Source organism: Escherichia sp. 93.1518, from assembly GCF_013368915.2.
GTDB classification, from domain to species: Bacteria; Pseudomonadota; Gammaproteobacteria; order Enterobacterales; family Enterobacteriaceae; genus Escherichia; species Escherichia ruysiae.
In genome coordinates this window covers 154203-177945 of record NZ_JABWMT020000005.1, presented here as the reverse complement: position 1 = coordinate 177945, position 23743 = coordinate 154203, and the positions used below count along the sequence as shown (strand labels likewise).

The 23743-nt window shown below is 51.7% G+C and carries 25 protein-coding genes; 6 read left to right on the top strand and 19 right to left on the bottom strand.

Annotated features, from left to right (window positions below):
- Positions 1–74: 74 nt before the first annotated feature.
- From pabA to ppiA, 4 genes are all read right to left on the bottom strand, one after another.
- The gene (gene pabA, locus HEN21_RS05830; RefSeq protein ID WP_176251758.1) at positions 75–638 is read right to left on the bottom strand and encodes an aminodeoxychorismate synthase component 2; all 564 of its coding nucleotides are present in this window, start codon (positions 636–638) and stop codon (positions 75–77) included.
- Between the two features lie 31 nt (positions 639–669).
- A complete protein-coding gene (locus tag HEN21_RS05825; RefSeq protein WP_001280620.1) occupies positions 670–1272 on the bottom strand; it encodes a putative adenosine monophosphate-protein transferase Fic in 603 nt (200 codons plus the stop codon).
- Positions 1262–1429, bottom strand: coding sequence for a YhfG family protein (locus HEN21_RS05820; RefSeq protein WP_000736855.1), 168 nt, complete (start codon positions 1427–1429; stop codon positions 1262–1264). Before HEN21_RS05820 ends, HEN21_RS05825 begins: the two co-directional genes overlap by 11 nt.
- Before the next feature lie 104 nt (positions 1430–1533).
- Positions 1534–2106, bottom strand: coding sequence for a peptidylprolyl isomerase A (ppiA, locus tag HEN21_RS05815; protein WP_000477213.1), 573 nt, complete (start codon positions 2104–2106; stop codon positions 1534–1536).
- A gap of 264 nt (positions 2107–2370) precedes the next feature.
- On the opposite strand from ppiA, the gene tsgA reads away from it, so the two are divergent.
- The 6 genes from tsgA (at position 2371) to HEN21_RS05785 (ending at position 9450) form a co-directional block, all read left to right on the top strand.
- Positions 2371–3552, top strand: coding sequence for an MFS transporter TsgA (gene tsgA, locus HEN21_RS05810; protein ID WP_000185241.1), 1182 nt, complete (start codon positions 2371–2373; stop codon positions 3550–3552).
- A gap of 260 nt (positions 3553–3812) precedes the next feature.
- Positions 3813–6356: an NADPH-nitrite reductase large subunit gene (gene nirB / locus HEN21_RS05805; protein ID WP_000049233.1), complete on the top strand. Its 2544-nt coding sequence runs from the start codon at positions 3813–3815 to the stop codon at positions 6354–6356.
- On the top strand, positions 6353–6679 hold the full coding sequence (gene nirD / locus HEN21_RS05800; RefSeq protein WP_000084764.1) for a nitrite reductase small subunit NirD: 327 nt from the start codon (positions 6353–6355) through the stop codon (positions 6677–6679). Before nirB ends, nirD begins: the two co-directional genes overlap by 4 nt.
- Positions 6680–6804: 125 nt before the next feature.
- Complete coding sequence (gene nirC / locus HEN21_RS05795; RefSeq protein WP_176251757.1) at positions 6805–7611, top strand: nitrite transporter NirC; 807 nt, start codon at positions 6805–6807, stop codon at positions 7609–7611.
- Between the two features lie 18 nt (positions 7612–7629).
- Positions 7630–9003, top strand: a complete 1374-nt coding sequence (cysG, locus tag HEN21_RS05790; protein WP_176251756.1) for a siroheme synthase CysG — start codon at positions 7630–7632, stop codon at positions 9001–9003.
- Positions 9004–9282: 279 nt separating this feature from the next.
- The gene (locus tag HEN21_RS05785; protein WP_176251755.1) at positions 9283–9450 is read left to right on the top strand and encodes a YhfL family protein; all 168 of its coding nucleotides are present in this window, start codon (positions 9283–9285) and stop codon (positions 9448–9450) included.
- A gap of 107 nt (positions 9451–9557) precedes the next feature.
- Here HEN21_RS05785 and HEN21_RS05780 read toward each other — a convergent pair whose 3' ends face one another.
- From HEN21_RS05780 to aroK, 15 genes are all read right to left on the bottom strand, one after another.
- Positions 9558–10643: an aminotransferase class I/II-fold pyridoxal phosphate-dependent enzyme gene (locus tag HEN21_RS05780; protein ID WP_176251754.1), complete on the bottom strand. Its 1086-nt coding sequence runs from the start codon at positions 10641–10643 to the stop codon at positions 9558–9560.
- 11 nt (positions 10644–10654) lie between these two features.
- Positions 10655–11959 (bottom strand): YhfT family protein, encoded by a 1305-nt coding sequence (locus tag HEN21_RS05775; RefSeq protein WP_105287215.1) that lies wholly within the window; start codon positions 11957–11959, stop codon positions 10655–10657.
- A gap of 11 nt (positions 11960–11970) precedes the next feature.
- Positions 11971–12324, bottom strand: coding sequence for a DUF2620 domain-containing protein (locus HEN21_RS05770; protein WP_010349555.1), 354 nt, complete (start codon positions 12322–12324; stop codon positions 11971–11973).
- 10 nt (positions 12325–12334) lie between these two features.
- Positions 12335–13213: a phosphotriesterase-related protein gene (locus HEN21_RS05765; protein WP_176251753.1), complete on the bottom strand. Its 879-nt coding sequence runs from the start codon at positions 13211–13213 to the stop codon at positions 12335–12337.
- Positions 13210–14436, bottom strand: coding sequence for a phosphopentomutase (locus tag HEN21_RS05760; protein ID WP_000090585.1), 1227 nt, complete (start codon positions 14434–14436; stop codon positions 13210–13212). Before HEN21_RS05760 ends, HEN21_RS05765 begins: the two co-directional genes overlap by 4 nt.
- Positions 14437–15600, bottom strand: a complete 1164-nt coding sequence (locus HEN21_RS05755; protein ID WP_176251752.1) for a YhfX family PLP-dependent enzyme — start codon at positions 15598–15600, stop codon at positions 14437–14439.
- An 83-nt stretch (positions 15601–15683) separates the two neighbouring features.
- Positions 15684–16046: a hypothetical protein gene (locus tag HEN21_RS05750; RefSeq protein WP_010349551.1), complete on the bottom strand. Its 363-nt coding sequence runs from the start codon at positions 16044–16046 to the stop codon at positions 15684–15686.
- A gap of 16 nt (positions 16047–16062) precedes the next feature.
- Positions 16063–16968 (bottom strand): GntR family transcriptional regulator YhfZ, encoded by a 906-nt coding sequence (gene yhfZ / locus HEN21_RS05745; protein WP_001254800.1) that lies wholly within the window; start codon positions 16966–16968, stop codon positions 16063–16065.
- 161 nt (positions 16969–17129) lie between these two features.
- The gene (gene trpS, locus HEN21_RS05740) at positions 17130–18134 is read right to left on the bottom strand and encodes a tryptophan--tRNA ligase (RefSeq protein ID WP_000165546.1); all 1005 of its coding nucleotides are present in this window, start codon (positions 18132–18134) and stop codon (positions 17130–17132) included.
- A complete protein-coding gene (gph, locus tag HEN21_RS05735; RefSeq protein WP_176251751.1) occupies positions 18127–18885 on the bottom strand; it encodes a phosphoglycolate phosphatase in 759 nt (252 codons plus the stop codon). The genes trpS and gph overlap by 8 nt, the downstream gene beginning before the upstream one ends.
- The gene (gene rpe, locus HEN21_RS05730) at positions 18878–19555 is read right to left on the bottom strand and encodes a ribulose-phosphate 3-epimerase (protein ID WP_000816280.1); all 678 of its coding nucleotides are present in this window, start codon (positions 19553–19555) and stop codon (positions 18878–18880) included. The genes gph and rpe overlap by 8 nt, the downstream gene beginning before the upstream one ends.
- 17 nt (positions 19556–19572) lie before the next feature.
- Positions 19573–20409 carry an adenine-specific DNA-methyltransferase gene (dam, locus tag HEN21_RS05725; RefSeq protein WP_000742146.1) on the bottom strand — a complete coding sequence of 279 codons (837 nt, stop codon included), beginning with the start codon at positions 20407–20409 and terminating at the stop codon, positions 19573–19575.
- Between the two features lie 106 nt (positions 20410–20515).
- Positions 20516–21814 (bottom strand): cell division protein DamX, encoded by a 1299-nt coding sequence (gene damX, locus HEN21_RS05720; protein ID WP_000343127.1) that lies wholly within the window; start codon positions 21812–21814, stop codon positions 20516–20518.
- Between the two features lie 91 nt (positions 21815–21905).
- A complete protein-coding gene (gene aroB / locus HEN21_RS05715; protein WP_016159530.1) occupies positions 21906–22994 on the bottom strand; it encodes a 3-dehydroquinate synthase in 1089 nt (362 codons plus the stop codon).
- Between the two features lie 56 nt (positions 22995–23050).
- Entirely contained in the window at positions 23051–23572 is a 522-nt protein-coding gene (gene aroK, locus HEN21_RS05710; RefSeq protein WP_000818618.1) for a shikimate kinase AroK, read from the bottom strand.
- Positions 23573–23743: the final 171 nt, after the last annotated feature.

The following is a 23743-nucleotide window of genomic DNA, read 5'->3' as shown; positions in this document are numbered from 1 at the left end:
CCTGTTACGCATAAACTAATGTGAAATTATAATCACAAAATATGCATAAAAAATCACTAAATGGCAATCAGAAATCAGCGATGCAGGAAATTAGCCAGCAGTTGATGCCCTTGTTCGCTGAGAATACTTTCCGGATGGAACTGCACCCCTTCCAGATCCCACTGGCGATGGCGAATCCCCATAATCTCGCGGGTTTCACTCCTGGCAGTCACTTCAAAACACGCTGGTAATGAGCCAGGTTCCACCACCAGCGAATGGTAGCGTGTCACGGTAAGTGGATTTGCCAGCCCCCGAAATACGCCCTCACCGTTATGTGTAATCGGCGAGGTTTTGCCGTGCATAACCTTTGCGGCGCGCACAACTTTGCCGCCAAATGCCTGTGCCATTGCCTGATGACCGAGGCAGACGCCAAGAATCGGCAAGCGCCCGGCGTAGTGGCGAATAGCCTCAAGGGAGATCCCAGCTTCATCGGGCGTACAGGGGCCTGGCGAGATGACAATTTTCTGCGGCTTTAGGGCGTCGATATCCGCCAGCGTCAACGCATCGTTGCGCTTAACCAGCACATCCGCCCCCAGTTCACAAAAGTACTGGTAGAGGTTCCAGGTGAAAGAATCGTAGTTATCAATAAGCAGGATCATGGCGGCTCCGGTACGAAAGAACCGCGCTATTTTACTCAGATTCCCCGGCTTCGCTTACCACTTTGCTAAATATCGTCTGCAGCGCAGAGAGATCGCCCATAGCCCCACTCTGATTAGCCTGATTCCAGGTCTCTTTTTCGATACCCTGCCAGCTCAGTTGATAACCCGCATGAATCGCCAGTTGCTCGAAGAAGATCCGCTGTGCCAGACCACTTCCTGCACGGAAGGGATGCAGGACATTGATTTCACAATAGTAGTGCGCCAGCCGCTCGACGAACTTCGCTTTCTCAAGACCGACCAGATAACCTTCTTCCTCCAGATCCTGCATCAGGGCATTGCCCTCTTTTTCAATATAGGCAAAGTGGCAGAACGGTGTATCCCCCTGATAAATATCGACTTCACGCAGTTGCCCCGCCCAGTCGAAAATATCCTGATACAGCTGGCGATGAATAGCACGCAAATGCGGTAAACCACGCACCAATGGACCAAGTTCAATGGTCGCGGCACGCAGCGCCGTCATTTCGTAAGCCGCCTGCTCCAGCCGCTGCTGTTGGCGGATATCCAGCCGATTACGCATGATATCGAGGCCAGGATAGAGATACGGGTCGCGCCCTTCGCCGAATTTATCGCTCATAGTGCCTCCTTAGCTCTTCAAGGCGCACCAAAGCCTCAGCGGCAGTCAGTGTCACCAAAGGGATCTCAACACCTTCGAGACGACGGCTGGCCTGAAAATTACGATTACGCTGAAGCTCCCAGAGGCGGGACTTTTGCTTATCGGTGAGTTTCTTCACTTAATGCCTCCCTGAACGTGTCCGTTTGCCACAAGTATAAGCGGCAAATCCGGGTTACGCCGGAAGAGCAGATGCGCGGGCAAGATTGCCCGCGCGAGAAATCGTTACGGCAGGACTTTAGCAGAAAGGATAACTACTGGCTTTGACGGCACATTCTGGTATGGACCAACGTCATGAGTCGGCACCTGGGAAATCTTATCGGCAACGTCCATACCTTTCACCACTTTACCAAAGACGGCGTAGCCGAAATCACGCTGACCGTGGTCGAGGAAGGCATTGTCGGCCACGTTGATAAAGAACTGACTGGTTGCGCTGTCTTTGTCCGCAGTACGCGCCATAGCAATAGTGCCGCGCGTATTGCGCAGACCGTTATCAGCTTCATTTTTGATTGGCGGATTTGGTTTTTTCTGCTGCATCTGCTCGGTAAATCCACCGCCCTGAATCATAAAGCCAGGGATAACGCGGTGAAAGGTGGTGTTGTTATAAAAACCACTGTTCACATAATCGACAAAGTTTTGCACTGATACCGGTGCTTTCTGGCTATCCAGCTCCAGTTCGATATTACCAGCAGAGGTTGTTAACAATACGTGCGGGTCCCCTTTCGCTGCCATTGCTACGGGTGAGAGAGCAGAAAGAGCGAAAACAGCTACGAAAGCTGCCAGGGTCGATTTGAACATGAGATTTCCTTAACAGAGCAGAAAAAAAGCAAGTGGAGAGATTCTAAATAGCCTTCAATGACAAGGCCATTCCTTTACCTAATTTTACGTACTTGAAATATATGTAACCTGATGATCACTTTTATTTTGTGATCAGAATCACTTTAAATATTGCAAATTAGCAACCGTTTGCAATTAAATATTTAATCAGATCACAAGATCACCTAAAATCCCCCGCTCGCAGCATATCCACTATGCCATTTTATCTTTTAACGCAGGCCAATCATGACTAACAGCAATCGCATCAAGCTCACATGGATTAGCTTTCTTTCCTACGCACTGACCGGTGCGTTGGTTATTGTCACCGGGATGGTGATGGGAAATATCGCCGATTATTTCAATCTGCCTGTTTCCAGTATGAGTAACACCTTCACCTTCCTCAATGCCGGCATTTTAATCTCTATCTTCCTCAACGCCTGGCTGATGGAAATTGTCCCGCTGAAAACGCAGTTACGTTTTGGCTTTCTCCTGATGGTGCTGGCGGTTGCCGGTTTGATGTTCAGCCACAGCCTGGCGCTGTTCTCGGCGGCGATGTTCATCCTTGGGGTGGTCAGCGGCATCACCATGTCGATTGGTACATTCCTGGTAACGCAAATGTATGAAGGGCGCCAGCGCGGTTCCCGTCTGCTGTTTACCGACTCCTTCTTCAGTATGGCAGGGATGATTTTCCCGATGATCGCCGCATTTCTGCTGGCGCGCAGCATTGAGTGGTACTGGGTTTATGCCTGCATCGGGCTTGTGTACGTCGCTATTTTTATTCTGACCTTCGGCTGTGAGTTCCCGGCGCTGGGCAAACATGCGCCAAAAGCTGACGCTCCGGTAGCGAAAGAAAAGTGGGGGATCGGCGTGCTGTTTCTCTCGATTGCTGCGCTGTGCTACATCCTCGGTCAGTTAGGTTTTATCTCCTGGGTGCCAGAGTACGCCAAAGGTCTGGGCATGAGCCTGAACGATGCGGGTACGCTGGTGAGCAACTTCTGGATGTCGTACATGGTCGGCATGTGGGCGTTCAGCTTTATTCTGCGTTTCTTTGACCTGCAACGTATTCTGACCGTGCTGGCAGGCCTGGCTGCGATTCTGATGTATGTCTTTAACACCGGAACACCAGCGCATATGGCGTGGTCTATTCTTGCTCTGGGCTTCTTCTCCAGCGCAATCTATACCACCATCATCACTCTGGGTTCCCAGCAGACAAAAGTACCGTCGCCAAAACTGGTTAACTTCGTACTCACCTGTGGAACAATCGGCACCATGCTGACCTTTGTGGTTACTGGTCCGATCGTAGAGCATAGCGGTCCACAGGCGGCGCTGCTCACTGCAAACGGTCTGTACGCTGTGGTATTCGTGATGTGCTTCCTGTTAGGCTTTGTCAGCCGTCACCGTCAGCACAACACCCTGACCTCTCATTAATTACCAATGCCGGGCGGCACTTTCGTCGTCCGGCTTTTCCTCTCATCTCCCGCAACGTGCCTTCATCTCTATAAACGCTTTCATTTTGTCTGTTTTTTGCACAAACATGAAATGTCAGACAATTCCGTGACTTAAGAATATTTATACAAATCAGCAATATACCTCTTAAGGAGTATATAAAGGTGAATTTGATTTGCATCAATAAGTGGGGTTGCTGAATCGTTAAGGTAGGCGGTAATAGAAAAGAAATCGAGGCAAAAATGAGCAAAGTCAGACTCGCAATTATCGGTAACGGTATGGTCGGCCATCGCTTTATCGAAGATCTTCTTGATAAATCTGATGCGGCCAACTTTGATATTACCGTTTTCTGTGAAGAACCGCGCATCGCTTATGACCGCGTACACCTCTCGTCTTACTTCTCTCACCACACCGCCGAAGAGCTGTCGCTGGTGCGCGAAGGCTTTTACGAGAAACACGGCATCAAAGTTCTGGTCGGCGAACGCGCTATCACCATCAACCGTCAGGAAAAGGTGATCCACTCCAGCGCCGGGCGTACCGTTTATTATGACAAGCTGATCATGGCGACCGGTTCCTACCCGTGGATCCCGCCGATCAAAGGTTCTGATACTCAGGACTGCTTTGTTTATCGCACCATTGAAGACCTCAACGCGATTGAATCCTGCGCCCGTCGCAGCAAGCGCGGTGCCGTTGTTGGCGGAGGCCTGTTAGGTCTGGAAGCCGCTGGCGCACTGAAAAACTTAGGCATTGAAACCCACGTTATCGAATTTGCCCCGATGCTGATGGCGGAACAGCTTGATCAGATGGGCGGCGAGCAGCTACGTCGCAAAATCGAAAGCATGGGCGTGCGCGTTCACACCAGCAAAAATACCCTTGAGATTGTGCAGGAAGGTGTTGAAGCGCGTAAAACTATGCGTTTTGCCGACGGTAGCGAGCTGGAAGTTGACTTTATCGTCTTCTCTACCGGTATCCGTCCGCGCGATAAACTGGCAACTCAGTGTGGTCTGGACGTTGCTCCGCGTGGGGGTATCGTAATCAATGATTCCTGCCAGACTTCCGATCCGGATATCTACGCCATCGGTGAATGCGCAAGCTGGAACAACCGTGTATTTGGTCTGGTCGCACCAGGCTACAAAATGGCGCAGGTCGCCGTCGACCACATTCTCGGTAGCGAAAACGCCTTTGAAGGCGCTGACCTTAGCGCCAAGCTGAAACTGCTGGGCGTGGACGTTGGCGGTATTGGCGATGCGCATGGTCGTACACCAGGCGCTCGTAGCTATGTTTACCTCGACGAAAGCAAAGAGATCTACAAACGCCTGGTTGTCAGCGAAGACAACAAAACCCTGCTCGGTGCGGTACTGGTGGGCGATACCAGCGACTACGGTAACCTGCTACAACTGGTGCTGAACGCTATCGAACTGCCAGAAAACCCAGACTCCCTGATCCTGCCAGCGCACTCTGGTAGCGGTAAGCCGTCTATCGGTGTTGATAAACTGCCGGACAGCGCGCAAATCTGTTCCTGCTTCGACGTCACCAAAGGCGATTTGATTGCTGCCATCAACAAAGGCTGCCACACCGTTGCGGCGTTGAAAGCTGAAACCAAAGCCGGTACTGGCTGCGGCGGCTGTATCCCACTGGTCACTCAGGTACTGAACGCGGAACTGGCGAAACAGGGTATCGAAGTTAACAACAACCTGTGCGAACACTTTGCTTATTCGCGTCAGGAACTGTTCCATTTGATCCGCGTTGAAGGCATCAAAACCTTCGAAGAACTGCTGGCTAAACACGGCAAAGGCTACGGTTGTGAAGTTTGTAAACCGACCGTCGGTTCGCTGCTGGCCTCCTGCTGGAACGAATACATTCTGAAGCCGGAACATACTCCGCTGCAGGATTCTAACGACAACTTCCTCGCTAACATCCAGAAAGACGGCACCTACTCGGTGATCCCGCGTTCTCCGGGCGGTGAAATCACCCCGGAAGGACTGATGGCAGTGGGTCGTATCGCGCGTGAATTTAATCTCTACACCAAAATCACCGGCTCCCAGCGTCTGGCAATGTTTGGCGCACAGAAAGACGATCTGCCAGAGATCTGGCGTCAGCTGATTGAAGCAGGCTTCGAAACCGGTCATGCCTATGCGAAAGCACTGCGTATGGCGAAAACCTGCGTGGGTAGCACCTGGTGCCGCTACGGCGTTGGCGACAGCGTGGGTCTCGGCGTGGAACTGGAAAACCGCTACAAAGGCATCCGTACTCCGCACAAAATGAAGTTCGGTGTCTCTGGCTGTACCCGTGAATGTTCAGAAGCTCAGGGTAAAGACGTGGGTATCATCGCCACCGAAAAAGGCTGGAACCTGTACGTTTGCGGTAACGGCGGCATGAAACCGCGTCATGCGGATCTGCTGGCGGCGGATATCGATCGCGAAACGCTGATCAAATATCTCGACCGTTTCATGATGTTCTACATCCGCACCGCCGACAAACTGACGCGTACCGCGCCGTGGTTAGAAAACCTCGAAGGCGGTATTGATTACCTGAAAGCGGTGATCATTGACGACAAACTGGGGCTGAATGCACATCTGGAAGAAGAGATGGCGCGCCTGCGTGAAGCGGTAGTGTGTGAGTGGACTGAAACGGTCAATACGCCGTCTGCGCAGACTCGCTTCAAACACTTCATCAACAGCGATAAGCGTGACCCGAACGTGCAGATGGTGCCAGAGCGCGAACAGCACCGTCCGGCAACGCCGTATGAACGTATCCCGGTAACTCTGGTGGAGGACAACGCATGAGCCAGTGGAAAGACATCTGCAAAATCGATGACATCCTGCCTGAAACCGGCGTCTGCGCGCTGTTAGGTGACGAGCAGGTAGCCATTTTCCGCCCGTATCACAGCGACCAGGTGTTTGCGATCAGCAACATCGATCCGTTCTTCGAATCCAGCGTGCTGTCACGCGGGCTGATTGCGGAACACCAGGGCGAGCTGTGGGTTGCCAGTCCACTGAAAAAACAGCGTTTTCGCTTAAGCGACGGTTTGTGCATGGAAGACGAACAGTTTTCCGTCAAGCATTACGAAGCGCGAGTGAAAGACGGCGTGGTACAACTGCGCGGTTAATGTTTTAACGGGAGGCGCAATGCCTCCCCTTTTTGCATGGTCCTGTAATAACCTTCGGTATATTGCAGGACATTTTTTAAACTTTTTGTTTTATTTTTTGTTTTTATTTTTTAAAGGATAATCAAATGTTTACAGACACTATTAATAAGTGTGCGGCTAACGCTGCGCGCATTGCACGCCTGTCGGCAAATAACCCGCTCGGCTTCTGGGTCAGCTCCGCAATGGCGGGCGCGTATGTGGGTCTTGGGATCATCCTGATTTTCACGCTCGGTAATTTGCTCGATCCGTCCATACGTCCTCTGGTGATGGGCGCGACCTTTGGTATCGCCTTAACGCTGGTGATTATCGCCGGTTCTGAACTGTTCACCGGACACACCATGTTCCTCACCTTTGGGGTGAAAGCGGGCACTATCAGCCACGGGCAAATGTGGGCAATCCTGCCGCAAACCTGGCTGGGTAACCTGGCCGGTTCCGTCTTTGTTGCCATGCTTTATAGCTGGGGCGGCGGTAGCCTGCTGCCGGTAGATACCAGCATCGTTCACTCCGTCGCGCTGGCTAAAACCACTGCACCGGCAATGGTACTGTTCTTCAAAGGCGCATTGTGTAACTGGCTGGTTTGCCTTGCAATCTGGATGGCGCTGCGCACTGAAGGTGCGGCGAAATTTATCGCTATCTGGTGGTGTCTGCTGGCATTTATCGCGTCCGGCTATGAGCACTCCATCGCTAACATGACGCTGTTCGCGCTCTCCTGGTTCGGCAACCACAGCGAAGCCTACACGCTGGCGGGTATTGGTCATAACCTGCTGTGGGTGACGCTGGGTAATACTTTATCGGGCGCCGTATTCATGGGATTGGGTTATTGGTATGCTACGCCGAAAGCGAATCGTCCGGTTGCGGACAAATTTAATCAAACTGAAACGGCTGCAGGTTAATCAGTAAGGGGTTTTTACGTGGATCATTTGCCTATATTTTGCCAATTACGCGATCGCGACTGTCTGATTGTCGGCGGTGGTGATGTTGCGGAACGCAAAGCAAGGTTGCTGTTAGACGCAGGCGCTCGCTTAACGGTGAATGCATTGGCGTTTATTCCACAGTTCACCGCATGGGCAGATGCAGGCATGTTAACCCTCGTCGAAGGGCCATTTGATGAAAGCCTTCTCGACACCTGCTGGCTGGCGATTGCCGCGACGGATGATGACGCGCTTAACCAGCGCGTCAGCGAAGCCGCTGAATCTCGCCGCATCTTCTGTAACGTGGTCGATGCGCCAAAAGCAGCCAGCTTCATTATGCCGTCGATTATTGACCGCTCACCGCTAATGGTAGCGGTCTCCTCTGGCGGCACATCTCCGGTTCTGGCGCGCCTGCTGCGTGAAAAACTCGAATCACTGCTGCCGTTGCATCTGGGCCAGGTAGCGAAATATGCCGGGCAGTTACGCGGTCGGGTAAAACAAAAGTTCGCCACGATGGGCGAGCGTCGCCGTTTCTGGGAAAAATTGTTCGTTAACGACCGCCTGGCGCAGTCGCTGGCGAATAACGATCAGAAAGCCATTACTGAAACGACCGAACAGTTAATCAACGAGCCGCTCGACCATCGCGGTGAAGTGGTGCTGGTTGGCGCCGGCCCTGGCGATGCCGGGCTACTGACGCTGAAAGGTCTGCAACAAATTCAGCAGGCTGATGTGGTGGTCTACGACCGTCTGGTTTCTGACGATATTATGAATCTGGTACGCCGCGATGCTGACCGTGTTTTCGTTGGCAAACGCGCGGGATACCACTGCGTACCGCAAGAAGAGATTAACCAGATCCTGTTACGGGAAGCGCAAAAAGGCAAACGCGTGGTGCGTCTGAAAGGCGGCGATCCGTTTATTTTCGGACGTGGTGGCGAAGAGCTGGAAACACTGTGCAACGCGGGCATTCCGTTCTCGGTGGTTCCGGGTATTACCGCAGCTTCCGGTTGCTCTGCCTATTCGGGTATTCCACTTACGCATCGCGATTATGCTCAGAGTGTACGCTTAATTACCGGACACTTAAAAACCGGTGGTGAGCTGGACTGGGAAAACCTGGCAGCAGAAAAACAGACGCTGGTGTTCTATATGGGGCTGAATCAGGCTGCGACTATTCAGCAAAAATTGATTGAACACGGAATGCCAGGCGAAATACCAGTAGCGATTGTCGAAAACGGTACGGCAGTAACGCAACGCGTGATTGACGGTACGCTCGCACAGTTGGGCGAGTTGGCGCAGCAAATGAACAGTCCGTCTTTGATTATTATTGGCCGGGTCGTTGGTCTGCGCGACAAATTAAACTGGTTCTCAAACCATTAATTAAATAAAATTTTAATCAAGGTCGGATATTTCCGACCTTTTTTTATTCACAATAATCATCATATTAATTTTTATCTTCAGCAGACATAAAACAACTTTTTAACCAATTTGTTTTTTAACAACCACCCACAGTTACAGTGGCTTACAAATATAATCGAAATATTAATAGTCCACACACTGACGTGTAATAGATATTCCTGTATTGTTTCTAACGAGCAGCTTGCTTATATTCACATAATTAATGAATATTACTCGATATATTTTACATAGGGAATGAAAATGAATAAATTTATTAAAGTAACACTGGTAGGTGCAGTACTGGCTACATTAACTGCATGTACTGGTCATATTGAAAACCGTAACAAGAACTGCTCTTACGATTACCTGCTGCACCCGGCAATTTCTATTTCTAAAATCATTGGTGGCTGCGGTCCGACTGCACAGTAATCTCTTAACATAAATCGGTTAATACCGGTTTAATTGTCTGACGCCCTCTGTTTTCATCAGAGGGCGTATTTGTTTTTACCTTGCCTTTGAAAATATCGTTCACAACATTAAACGCTGGCAATACTCTCACGCAAAATCCGCAGCACCGTCTCTTCACCACTACGATTCGGATTAATGCGAATCGCACAATGTTCTAATTGCGGATTCGCCTGGCGAAACGTTCCGGAAAGGCGATAAAAGAGCGGCGGGATCTCATATTTCGACTCCGCGCCCACCGGGTAAGGCAACGCACCGCGTTTCTGCGCTTCTTCCAGCACTCTGGTGGCAATTGGCTGATGAAACTCCACAATCAACACTTTCGACTGCGCATTGGCAATGACGGCACTTTTAACTTCCGGCACCGCGCCGCCGTTAAGTAAAGCCAGCAACCGTTCAGATACCCCCGCCTGCACCGCATGCATCACCGGCGCGAAAACCAGCCCACGCAAGACTTCCAGCGCCTGAGCGCCCTGAATCTGGCTGCCACCGGAGTAAAGCGTGGCGCGAATACGGTTAATAACGTCGGCATCGCCTACCACCGCGCCAACACCCTCTGGCCCAAACAGCTTGAAGCAGGAAAATGTCGAGACATTCGCCCCGCATTCGCACCCGATTCGCGCTACCTTCATTACCGCATAGTTATCATCGGTTAACGCAGGAACGCCAGCCGAGCGCAACGTTGCCAGCACATCCGCCAGAATGTAGCGATCCTGCGGCTGCTGGCGCGTATGCTGCACCAGCGCCACATCAGGTTGTTGCTCGTCTACGACCTGCTTAAGTGCCGACAGATCATTGAAATCAACAGTAATAAGCGTCAGCCCCATCTGTTCAATGATGACGCGTGTCGTCGGATAAACGGGCGCATCATGCACCAGAAGACGCTGCCCTGGTTTAAGCAAAGCCGCCAGCCCGGCACGAATCGCTCCTGTGCCAGCGCCTTGCACCAGCACCGCCGCTGGCGCGTGAAACGCATCAGCCAGCACCAGCTCCACACGCTGGGTAATGCGGGGCTGATTCAGCCCCGGCGTTAATCCCAAATCACCGCAGGTAAGAAATTCGCTACCAGGAAAATGGCGACAAATGCTATCCACCAGCGCAAACTGCTTCTGCTGCGCTTCAGCAATGGTCAGACTTTTCAGAGGAAACGTCTTCATAAGTGCCTTCCTTAAGCCGGAACAAACAAGCCAAGCCAGTAAAGAACATTCAGCAGGATACCGGTGATCATTACTGCCACGACCGGCGCCGCCATTTTTTGTACCGGACGACCGAGAGATTCGTTGAGGAAGTAAATGGCAACCGCAATGGAGAATCCGGTATAGCCTGCCATTTTTATTGCCGCGAAAATCGAGCCGACCAGCAGCGCCACTTCCATCAGCATATTCATGGCGTTACGGATGTTATCCGACGCATTACGCACTGACGGGTAGCGTCCCAGCCATTTGCCGATCGAACGAAGTAACAGGACTTCCGCCGAAATAACCACGGCGCCTAATACCGCCGCAATCATCGGATTCGGCGAGAGATAGCCCACCGCATAAACAAAGGTAAAGCCCGCAACTGCATACACACCCGTTGCTAACGCCGTGGTGGCAATCAACGGTACAAAACCCAGTCCGCGCATAAATTCTGCCAGTGCCGCCTGGTTGATCAGCGTTTGCGATTGTTCCGGCGTCACGCCTGCGGAATATGCTTTCTCCAGAGTGAAGATCGACACTTCACTGCCGGCGAAAATCTTCATACTGGCAACGGCGGCAATCAATGCTCCCACGATGGCGATATACGGTAAGTTTTTGATAATCCGCGACGTGCGTTCTTCAAACACCGAAAGCCCGCTGGCATCGATGTCATTTTCATCACGATGACGCAGGTCGTGAGTTATCGCGATCCCCAGCAGCATCACCATGCCAATAAAGATTTCGATGGATTCCGGATTGAGATGCGGGAAATAGCGCACTACCACCACACGGGTCATCAGCACAACCACGGCGGCGATCAGGCTTTGCTTCCAGCCAAACTGGTAGAAAATCGCCACCAGAGGGAACAGTGCAAAAGCTGAAACCACCGGCGAGCTTAATTCCCCCAGACTGCCTAATACATCCACCGGCAGTGCGGTCAGCAACTGGTTTACCGGCAACAGGCAGGTGAGGATCAGTACGCCCCAGATCGCGCCAAGACCAAACGCCATCAGGCTGTTTATCGCCAGTACACCGAGGATATCGGTAGGAAGAAAAAGCAGCCATGCATTGAGCAGGCCGGTTTTCAGGGTAAAAGAGATCCCCACCGAGGCCACAAAACCGATGCTCAGACCGAAAGCGATACTCCCCGCCTCGCGACGGTTCATATAGCCTTCAATCAGTTGCGGCAGGATCGGGCGGATGCCGTCATGAAAAACAGCCGCCGAGCGATGCGCCAGAAGCGATGTCATACCGGTCAGGCACGCCACCAGGATAATCTGGATATACAGATCCATAGTCGTGCCTTTTATTTCAGATGGTTAATCAGCATCGGAATCGCATGTTCGACGTGCTCAACGGAAAGGCCAAACGCCACCTTTCCTTCGGCGATCATTTTAGCGATATGCTCGTCTTTCGCTTTGATGCCCGGCTTGGCAATAGTGCAGCTTTTGTTATAACCAATCACCGCAATGGCAATCGACAATGCCGCACCTGCACCGGTATTACACGCACCGATGTAGTAATCCAGTTGCCCGGATTTCACTTTCATCGCTGCTTCCATGTCGTTGTGAATGAAAACTTCAAAACAGCCTGGAGCCGTCGTTTCAATGGTTTTTTTAATCTGCTCACGCTGTAAGCCTGCAACGCCAATCTTTTTCATGAGTCTGTCCTTATTGGAAAAATTGAGAGGGATTTTCACGTAACATCACATCCACATCGGCCTGGCTGAATCCTGACTGGCGCAGTTGTGGAATAAAGGTGGTAAATAAATAGTCATAGCCATAACCACCGTTGGCTTTTAAATGGGAGCGACGCGTAATATCCATCGACAGCATGACGCAGTTCAGTAATCCACGGTCGCGTAGTGCATGAAGCATCGCAATGCGCTTTTCGTCCGGGTAGTAACTGTTCTTACCAATGGTGTCGAACTGCACATACGCGCCGAGTTCGATCATCTTCAAAATATTGTCGAGGTTGTCTTTCAGATCGCAGTGCCCGACAGTAACGCGCGAAAGATCAACTCCGTGGGCTTGCAGCAGAGCCAGTTGTTCCAGCCCCATCGTGCTAAATGACGTATGCGTGGAGATCGGGCATCCGGTCTGGTTATGTGCCAACGCGGCGGCAATAAACACTTTCTCTTCCAGCGGCGTAATCTTTCCTTCGCTGGAACCAATCTCCGCGATGATCCCGGCTTTCAGCTCCGTGCCATCGATACCCTGCTCAATTTCATCGACCATCTCCTGCGCCAGTTCCTGCACGCTGCGGGTCGCCACATGTTCCGGGAAAAACGCGTCCTGGTAATAACCGGTACAGGCCACCACGTTGATCCCCGTCTCGCGCATTACATCGAGCATAAATTGCGCATTGCGCCCCATGTAACGGTTGGTCATCTCAATCACATTACGCACACCTTGCGCCATCAGGTCGTTCATCTCCTGACAAATGAACCCATACTGATCAAGGCGGCAATCCAGGTTGTTTTTAAAGCCGGATAGATCAATATGCAGATGCTCATGGGCCAGGGTGTAACCCGTCGGATCAAAACTCATAGGGTGTCTCCTGCAAACCGGAGGGAGGAAAGAAAAGAGCGACCATTTTGTGGCGGTGGCGCACGGAAAAATTCACACACGGTAGCCCCCACATCAGAAAGCGTGGTGCGCACACCGAGTTGCGTGTGGACCAGCCCTTGCTGATAAACCAGCACTGGCACCACTTCACGGGTATGGTGGCTGTGACCAATGGTCGGATCGTTACCGTGATCCGCCATTACGACCAGGCAATCATCTGGCTGCATCGCCTCAATAAGCCGGGCAAGGTTACGGTCAACGACCTGCAAACGTTCGGCATAACGTGCGACGTCTTCTGCATGACCAGCGAGGTCGGTTTCCTGGATATTGGTGCAAATAAACGCCGTCGGATGCGTGTTAAATTCGTCGAGGGTGATATCCATAATCCGCTGGCTATCCACCAGGTTTTGCCAGCTCACGCCATAAGGATTGCTGACGATATCTGCCACCTTACCCACCAGCACGGTTGGCACGCCCGCTTCATACAGTTTTTGCGGCACTTGTACTTTCTCATCGACGCCGTAGCCCATATGCACGACCTGGAAGCCGTTGTCATAAGCGCCAGAGCGCGGCGCATTGATACCAATAAAGCGCCCTTCTTTGCTTTCTGCGGCATCGATAATGCGTTGACTGTCGGTTAACAGGCCGCCAAATGTAATGACCCGACCGACCTGTACCTGCTCACGCACGATACGACCAATTTTGATTGCGTCGTCAAAAGAGATCACAGAGAGGTTGGCGGTGATGTTATAGACCTGGCCTAAATCCGCCTCGAGATTATCGCCAATCGCAACCGCCTGATTGACCCACAGAAATTGCAGATCATCGCCACGGCGCTCCACCTGCCAACCGGCGGATACTAATGCCTGCTCAACACGGTCAATCACATCGCGAAAGGGCATCCGCAGCGGCGGTAACGGGCGCGTGCCTAAAATTTCCTGATGCCCCATAAAGGTATCGCCACCTTCATGTTGCAGCTCTGCCACGCCCCAGGTTGCGGAGTCTGACGGCTGCATATCTCCCGGCGCATAACCTAATGCGTTGATTAGCCCCATTTTCTCCAGCATTGGTAGCTGCAAATGCGGCAGCTGGCTCAGGATGTGACCACAGGTATTCGCCCCGGCATCCTGCGGACGCACCAACGTGACATCCTTCATTGCTCCCACGCCGAAGCTATCAATCACTAACACCACAAATCGCGCCATTTACGCCTCCAGAAGGTTGCCGAGGCTGTCATAACGGCCTACGATTTCCGGCGCTCTGTGCTGAATACCGGACACCAGCACGACATCACTGCGGGTAACAAAAATTTGTGTACGAAAACAGAGCACCACCGCGCTACTCACCGGAAACTCTCCCGCCAAAGGCAAGGTGTAGTCGATGCTGCTGTCATCCACAGTTTTGAGATATGTTTCAGTAATACTTTGATTTTCTGGTGTAAACACCAGCGCATGTTGCGCATGACCACGACGGTAATAGCCGCCGCCGTAGCAATAGCTATCACCACGAAAATGATGGGATATTTCGCTTAACCAGAGCATGGCTACGCGTTCAGGCTGGTCGCCCTGTTGGTTTGCCGGAATAGTGCCCGTCAGCGCATGACCGGGTTCGGCATGAGTAACACCGTATTCCGCCAGCAATGGCAGCGAAGTACAGCTGGTCGCTGAAGGCGCGTTTAATTGCTCAACAGCAACACCAGATTCCGCCAGTTGGTTGCGGGCATTGACCAACGTCTGGAGGTTCGGCGTCGGCAAAACTTTCCCAACGCCCTCATTCCATAGCAGGCAAGGGAAATGGGTAAGTCCCGCTAAATGGACTCCTGGCAGTTTTTGGATTTCAGCGACAATTTCCTGCAACGAATGTTGAGCAAAACCGCTCTCCTGCCCCGGATAAAGAAAATCATCGTCGCTATAAACTTTGAGCAGCACAGACTGAATCCGCCCCGCTTTCACCGCTGCCGCAGAAACCTCCTGTGCTTTGGTAAGGGTAAACACGGTGATGACGTCGGTGCCCTGTTCAACGGCATCAGCGATCTGGTGACAAGGGATTTGCACCAGATGCCCCTGATGCGCCACCGGCAAACCTGCGCGGCGCATCACTCGCGCCTCTTTGTAATCCACCGCCACAATGCCGCTGTAGCCCAGCGCCAGCAGTTTTTCCGCCAGCCACGGATTGCGACCGAACTGTTTGGTCATCAGATACAGCTCAATACCGTAAAGCCGCGCCGTCTCAATCAGCCGCTTACCGTTTTCCAGTACCTGATCCACGTCGACAACCCAACTGTCCGGGGCTATCTTGCCCTGCTGCCACAGGTTTAGTGCGGCAGAAATCAGTGCCGGGTTCTGGCGTTTCAATGCTTCTACAAACATCTTGTTGCCTCACCTCTGTACCTTGAATCAAATATTCATTTTTTTGAATATTTAAGTTATGCGACGTGGATTTGTTGTGGGCTTCAGACCTCTTCGTTAGCGGCCATCCATAATCCATAAAGGTTGGCCAGCAAATAGCCTTCTTCACACGGGTTAACTTCCAGCGCGAATCCCTGCAATAACACCTGGTGCAACTGCATGATCGCTGGCCAGTGGCTACATTGCGCCAGTTCAGCCAGCAATTCGTCATCCAGTGGCTGGATCTGTTCGCCGCGACGACTGCGCATCAGCGCACTCGCCATATGTATCATTGCCATCATCCCCTGCTCACTGCGCACTGGTAGATGGCATTCTGTTTCCAGTACTTTGACGACCTGCATCATGCCTTTGCAGATGTCCTTATCGATGACCCCTGCATCGCAAAGCAGGTTGAGTCTGGTTTCCATTTTAGATGCCTTTCGTTTAATAACTGGGTTCCTGTTCCCCACTGACCACTCGCTGTTGATGGGCAAGCAGGGCGTGTTTATCAACAACCGCACGCAGCAATTGTTGCATCGGGTAATCATCGGCTCGCGTCAAAACCACGGCTTCAGTAGCCTGTAAAAATCGCGGATCGTCTGTTAGCGGCGTCGCTTCTAATCCCTGCATGGCCAGTTCGCTTTCCGCTACCACATTCCAGATAACCGCATCGACATCGCCTTTAACAATGCGTTGTAAACTCTCGTGATAAGAGAGATCGACTCGCTCCACATCGCTACTGCCAAAAAAGACATCGGTCATGATCTTCTGATCTGCCGAACGGTTATCCAGCCCCACGCGCTTCACGTTACCTGACTCCCCTTTACGGCAAATCAACTGGTGCTCGCCAACGTAGGTATGCGGCCCCAACTCCAGCGCAAGACATAAGCCTTTTTGCGTGAGATAACTTTCCGCCGCCAGTCGCGAAACTACGGCCATGTCATAGACACCGTTAAGCAAACACTCCACGCGAATATCCGCACCACGCATATGCGCATAGTAAAAAGGAATGCCATCAAACTGAGCTTTTAACCCGCTCGCTAAACCTTCGTACAAGCGGGTATAGGGCAAGGGCATCGCACATACCACATTATTGATATCAACATGGGTCAACAGTGCTTTGTTATCCATCTCTACCAGATAACTGCCATTGCGCCCGCGACGTTCAATCCGAATCGCGCCGCTTGACTCCAGATTTTTTAACGCGGCCTGCGTCAGGCCGACGGACGAACGGCATTCAGTTGCCAGTTCATCTATGGTTTTCAGGCGATTACCACACTTTTCACCTAACAAATAACGAGCCAGCGTCGTGATGACGACGCCTTCTTTTTTGATAAACGTTCGACGCATAATAAATTTTCAATAAAATGAATATTTATATCTTCATGAAAATGAAGATAAGGCGCAACAAAGAGATGTGGAAACGGCGAGATGCTTCACATTTTTTGGGGTTATTGCAAATAAGGACGTAAAAAAACCGGGTTTCCCCGGTTTTTGGTATCAATAGTGAATTACGGCTTCGCCACAAAACCAATCGCTTCGTAAACCGCTTTCAGTGTACGGGAAGCGTGTGCGCTGGCTTTTTCTGCGCCGTCTTTCATCACCTGTTGCAGGAAGGCTTCGTCATTGCGGAAACGGTGATAGCGTTCCTGCAATTCAGTCAGCATACCGGAAACCGCTTCAGCTACTTCGCCTTTCAGGTGACCATACATCTTGCCTTCGAACTGTTTTTCCAGTTCCGGGATGCTTTGACCCGTTACCGCAGAAAGGATATCCAGCAGGTTAGAAACGCCCGCCTTGTTCTGCACGTCGTAGCGAACTACCGGCGGCTCGTCGGAGTCAGTGACCGCACGTTTGATTTTCTTCACTACCGATTTCGGATCTTCCAGCAGACCGATAACGTTATTGCGGTTATCGTCAGACTTGGACATCTTCTTGGTCGGCTCCAGCAGCGACATTACGCGCGCGCCAGATTTCGGAATAAACGGCTCCGGTACTTTAAAGATATCGCCATACAGCGCGTTGAAACGCTGGGCGATATCGCGGCTCAGTTCCAGGTGCTGTTTCTGGTCTTCGCCGACCGGCACCAGATTGGTTTGATACAGCAGGATGTCCGCAGCCATCAGCACCGGATAGTCAAACAGACCAGCGTTAATGTTCTCGGCATAACGCGCAGATTTATCTTTAAACTGCGTCATGCGGCTCAGTTCGCCGAAGTAGGTATAGCAGTTCAGTGCCCAGCCTAACTGCGCATGTTCCGGCACGTGGGACTGAACAAAAATAGTGCTTTTCTCAGGATCGATACCGCAAGCCAGGTACAACGCCAGTGTATCCAGCGTTGCTTTACGCAGCTTCTGCGCATCCTGGCGTACGGTGATGGCGTGTTGGTCAACGATGCAGTAAATACAATGGTAATCATCCTGCATGTTTACCCACTGACGCAGCGCACCCATGTAGTTACCAATGGTCAATTCACCTGAAGGCTGTGCGCCACTAAAAACGATGGGCTTAGTCATTTTTCGATTCCTGATTTTCGCTTTGCGGAAGCCCTAATGCGGGCAGAAGGTCATTTATAGAGTGATAAATTACATCAGGCTGGCTGAGATCGATAGCCTCGCCGTAGTTATATCCGTAGGTTAAGCCAACTGAAGGGCAACCGGCTGCTTTTGCTGCCTGAATATCATTGCGAGAATCGCCGACAAATAGCATCTGTTGCGGGGCAATCCCCATCCGTTCAGCCACCAGTAGCAGCGGGTCCGGGTGTGGTTTTTTGTTTTGCACATCATCACCGCCGATAACCACGCTAAAGTATTTTGCGATATCTAAGGCTTCCAGCAGCGGCGCGACGAACGGCGTTGGTTTGTTGGTGACCAGGCCTAGCGGCAGGCCTTTAGCCTGCAACGCGCCCAACGTATCGGCAACGTGTGGGAACAAAAACGTCCCCTCTTCGGCAACCTCGCCATAGTAGCGATCGAACAGTTTACGCAGAATACGTACCTGTTCTTCTGCCGGAATGTCGTCATCAACGGGCGGTTTACCCATTGTTTTACGCTGAGTCGCACGTTCCTGACGCGCCCAGGTCAATGCGCGCTCCATCAGAACATCTGCGCCGTTACCAATCCAGGTAATAACGCGTTCTTCACCTGCGACGGGCAACTCCAGCGCATACAGCGCCATATCTACCGCAGCAGCAAGACCAGGAGCACTGTCGACCAGCGTACCATCAAGATCAAAAGCGACGCCGCGAATATCTTCAAACTTATTCATGACTTACCTTTGCCAGTTCACTGCGCATTTCATCAATGACTTTTTTGTAGTCTGGCTGGTCGAAGATTGCCGAACCGGCGACGAACATATCCGCGCCCGCCGCAGCGATTTCGCCAATGTTGTTCACCTTCACGCCACCGTCCACTTCCAGTCGAATGTCGAAGCCAGACTCGTCGATACGACGACGTACTTCGCGCAGTTTATCCAGTGTTTGAGGAATGAAAGACTGACCGCCGAAACCAGGATTGACGGACATCAGCAGGATCACATCCAGCTTATCCATCACGTAATCCAGATAGCTCAGCGGTGTTGCCGGGTTAAATACCAGCCCCGCTTTACAGCCATTTTCTTTAATCAGTTGCAGCGTGCGGTCAACATGCTCGGAGGCTTCAGGATGAAAGGTAATGATGCTGGCACCTGCGGCAGCGAAATCCGGCACAATGCGATCGACGGGTTTCACCATCAGATGTACGTCGATAGGGGCGGTAATGCCGTAATTACGCAAGGATTTCAGCACCATTGGTCCAATCGTCAGGTTGGGAACATAGTGGTTATCCATGACGTCAAAATGCACGACATCAGCGCCAGCTGCCAGGGCCTTTGCGGTATCTTCACCCAGGCGGGCAAAATCAGCCGACAGAATTGAGGGGGCAATCAAATACTGTTTCATCCGCTTCTCCTTGAGAATTATTTTTTTGCGGGTGAAACGACTCCTGGTTTGTACAAAGCCAGCAGTTCGTCCACCTTTTTACGTGTGCCGCCGTTGCTGCTTATACTGCGTCGAACTTTGACGACATGCAATTTTGCGCGCTGATACCACTCGCGCGTTAGCGCCGTATCATGGTTAGAAATCAGTACCGGGATCTGACGGTTAACCAGACCTTCGGCGATCTCCGCCAGATGCGCTTGTTGTTCAAGAGTAAAACTGTTTGTGTGATACGCCGTAAAGTTGGCGGTCGCGGATAGCGGTGCATAAGGCGGATCGCAATAGACGACGGATGCATCATCTGCGCGCGCCATGCTATCGGCGTAAGACTCACAATAGAAAAAGGCATTCTGCGCTTTTTCAGCAAAGTGATACAACTCAGCTTCCGGGAAATAGGGTTTTTTGTAGCGACCAAACGGCACGTTAAACTCGCCGCGCAGATTGTAACGACACAGACCGTTGTAACCGTAGCGGTTCAAATATAAAAACAGTACCGCCCGGCGGAACGGATCCTGGCTTTTATTGAACTCTTCGCGGAACTGATAGTAAACCTCGGCGCAATTTGTCTCAGGAACAAACAGCTCGCGGGCAGCCTGCACGTACTCATCAGTACGCATCTTCACAATGTTGTAGAGACTGATCAGGTCGCTATTGATATCGGCAAGGATATAACGAGAAAAGTCGGTGTTGAGAAACACCGACCCGGCACCCACAAAAGGTTCAACCAGACATTCACCCTTAGGCAAATGCCGTTTAATATCATCAAGCAGGGGATATTTGCCCCCTGCCCACTTCAAAAAAGCGCGATTTTTCTTCATGCTGACTAACTAATTACACCTTCTCCGGCTGTGGAGAAAGCTCCGACAGCATCCAGCGCTTCAGGCAACTCCCGCAACGATAAACCATTGCGGGAGATAACCTTGATTACTTCAGATCGGCCTGTACCTGACGCAGCGGTTTCGCCCACGGGTTTTTGGCCTGAACATCGGCTGGCAATGTAGATACCGCTTTTTTCGCTTCTTCTTTCGAAGCGTACACGCCAGAAACCAGTACATACCACGGCTGACCATTACGCGTCGTTTCATAGACAACGTAGTTTTTCAGATTCTCTTTCTTCGCCCAACCGTTCAGGTTGTCGTAGTTAGAAGAACTGCTCAGCTGCAGAGTGTAATGGCTGGACGGTGCCGATTTCAACGAACCAACATTACCTGCGGTCTTCGCTCCAGCGGCTGGTGTTGCCGTGGTTTGCGCCGGGGATGCCGTCTGTACTGGAGCCGTAGTCGCCGTCTCTTTTGGTGCTGGCGTTGCGGCTGGCGTAGAAGTCGCAGCCGGTGCCTTCGTGCTCGCCACAGGTGCAGCCGGTTCAGTACGTTTCGGCGTCTGTGCTACCGGCTTCGGTTCCGTTTTCACAGTTGCTTGTGGTTTTTTCGGCTCAATCACCGCCTGCTGACGTGCTGGACGCGTGGTGGTCGGACGTTCAGCGGTTTGCGCTTTCGCCGTATCACGCGATGCGTTGCCATTACGAACTGGCGCTACAGTCGCGGGTTCAGTCGGCAGCGTAGAGTTCACCGCCACATTGTTCAGCTGTTGCTGATTTTGCGGCTGGGTCAGCGCGTTATTCAGGTCACCCTGCACTTCAACACGTTGTTGACCATCCGTTGCCGCCGGGGTTTGCCCCTGAGTCGGCGTAGAAGAAATCGGCGGCAGAGAAACATCCTGCTGGGTATTTTCCGCAGACGTGGTTCCCGGCGCTGGTTGCACACCATTCGCCTGATCGGCCGCATTGCCAGCAAGATCAATACTCTTCTCGCCAGACGCGGTTTGATCGCTGGAAGAGGTCGAGGGGGCTTTTAGCGCAGAACCGATACCGATGATCAACAGCAGCAGAACCAGAATACCGACGCCCATCATCATATACTGACGAGAAGCCGGTTTGCTGGCTGCTTTTTTGCGCTTACGCGGACGACGCTCTACGCGCTCGTCATCCACAGCTTCATCTTCGGAATCATCAATTTCTTCTTCGATTTCCGGTTCCTCATTGCGCTCTTTTTGCGCACGAGTCGGACGGCGATCGTCAGTTTCATCAAGTTCGATATCATCAAAATTGATCTGCGGTTCGCCACGTTCAGTACGTTCTGAACGCTCAGAAGGTTGACGAGAACGACCAGTACGACGATCGCTGGGATCGGGTTTCAGCTCGTCTTCTGGTTTGAATTCATCCATTTAACACCCCACTAAAAGGTTAATGCTTACTACGTTGCAATTAACCTGAAGCTAATAGACCACTTGATAAGCGGCCTGACCTTTCTTGTTGTTACGCTGATTGACAATCGGCAATAGCGTTAAGAACAAGCTCGTGCGATACACCGCCGCGAACTTCACTCTTACCAATTGCCAGCGGAAGAATTAAGCGCATCTCTCCCGCAAGGACTTTCTTGTCACGCAGCATATGCGGTAAATACGCCTGCGCGGACATTTCGCGCGGCCCATTAACCGGTAATCCAGCCCGCGTAAGCAGGGTAATAATACGCTGCGTTTCGGCAGAACTAAACTGCCCGAGACGTTCCGACGTCCGCGCTGCCATCACCATACCCGCCGCGACCGCTTCACCGTGCAACCAATTGCCATACCCCATTTCCGCTTCAATAGCATGACCAAAGGTATGTCCCAGATTCAGTAAAGCACGTAAGCCGGATTCGCGCTCGTCAGCGGCAACAACTTCTGCTTTCAGCTCACAACAACGACGAATACAGTACGCCATTGCCGTACCATCCAGACTGAGCAGCGCATCCAGATTATCTTCCAGCCAGTTGAAAAACTCACCGTCAAGAATAATGCCGTATTTGATGACTTCCGCCAGCCCCGAAGCTAACTCTCTCGGGGGAAGCGTTTTCAGACAGTCGAGATCCACCACCACTGATGCTGGCTGATAAAAAGCGCCAATCATATTTTTACCGAGGGGATGGTTGACTGCGGTTTTGCCGCCAACGGAAGAGTCTACCTGTGACAGCAATGTCGTCGGGACTTGAATGAAGCGAACGCCGCGCTGATAGCTCGCCGCTGCAAAACCGGTAAGATCGCCTACTACGCCGCCGCCAAGCGCCACCAGCGTCGTATCGCGACCGTGCGGCTTTTGCAACAACGCCGTAAAAACGGTGTCGAGTACTGCCAGGCTTTTATACTGCTCGCCGTCAGGAAGGATAACGCTATCAACGTTAACACCCGCCTGTTCAAGTACGCCGCGAACCTTATCGAGATACAGAGGAGCCAGGGTTTCGTTGGTGACCAACATCACCTGCTCACCCGATTTCAGCGGTAAGAATGAAGCTGGTTCGTTAAACAAACCAGATGCGATGGTAATTGGGTAACTACGTTCCCCGAGAGTGACGACTATCCTCTCCATAACGCGACATCCACCTTAATTACTGTACCCGCAGACGAGTGTATATAAAGCCAGAATTAGTTGCTTTCCAGCATGTGAATAATCTGGTTTGCGACCACTTTGGCGCTTTGATCATCAGTACGAATGGTCACGTCGGCAATCTCTTCATACAGCGGATTGCGTTCATTAGCCAATGCTTCCAGAACTTCACGCGGCGGTGTTTCAACGTGCAGCAACGGGCGTTTTTTATCACGCTGCGTGCGCGCAAGTTGCTTTTCGATGGTCGTTTCAAGATAAACGACAACGCCACGTGCGGAAAGACGGTTACGCGTTTCGCGGGATTTCACAGAGCCGCCGCCAGTAGCCAGCACAATACCCTGTTTCTCGGTCAACTCATTGATGACCTTTTCTTCGCGATCGCGGAAGCCTTCTTCGCCTTCTAAATCGAAAACCCAGCCCACATCAGCTCCGGTTCGTTTCTCAATCTCTTGATCGGAATCGTAAAATTCCATATTGAGTTGTTGAGCTAACTGGCGCCCAATAGTGCTTTTTCCGGCACCCATAGGCCCAACCAGAAAGATATTGCGTTTCTCTGCCATTTTTTCGGTACTACTAAGACTATTCGTTAATGATAAACCCGCTTCGCTCAGAGAGCGCCGCAGGACATGAACTGAAACCTCATAAGATATTGCGAGAGTCAGACTGAAAATTATCTCAATACTCCAGCGGGTTTGGCAACTGAATAAATTGCCCATCCCTCTGCATATCTG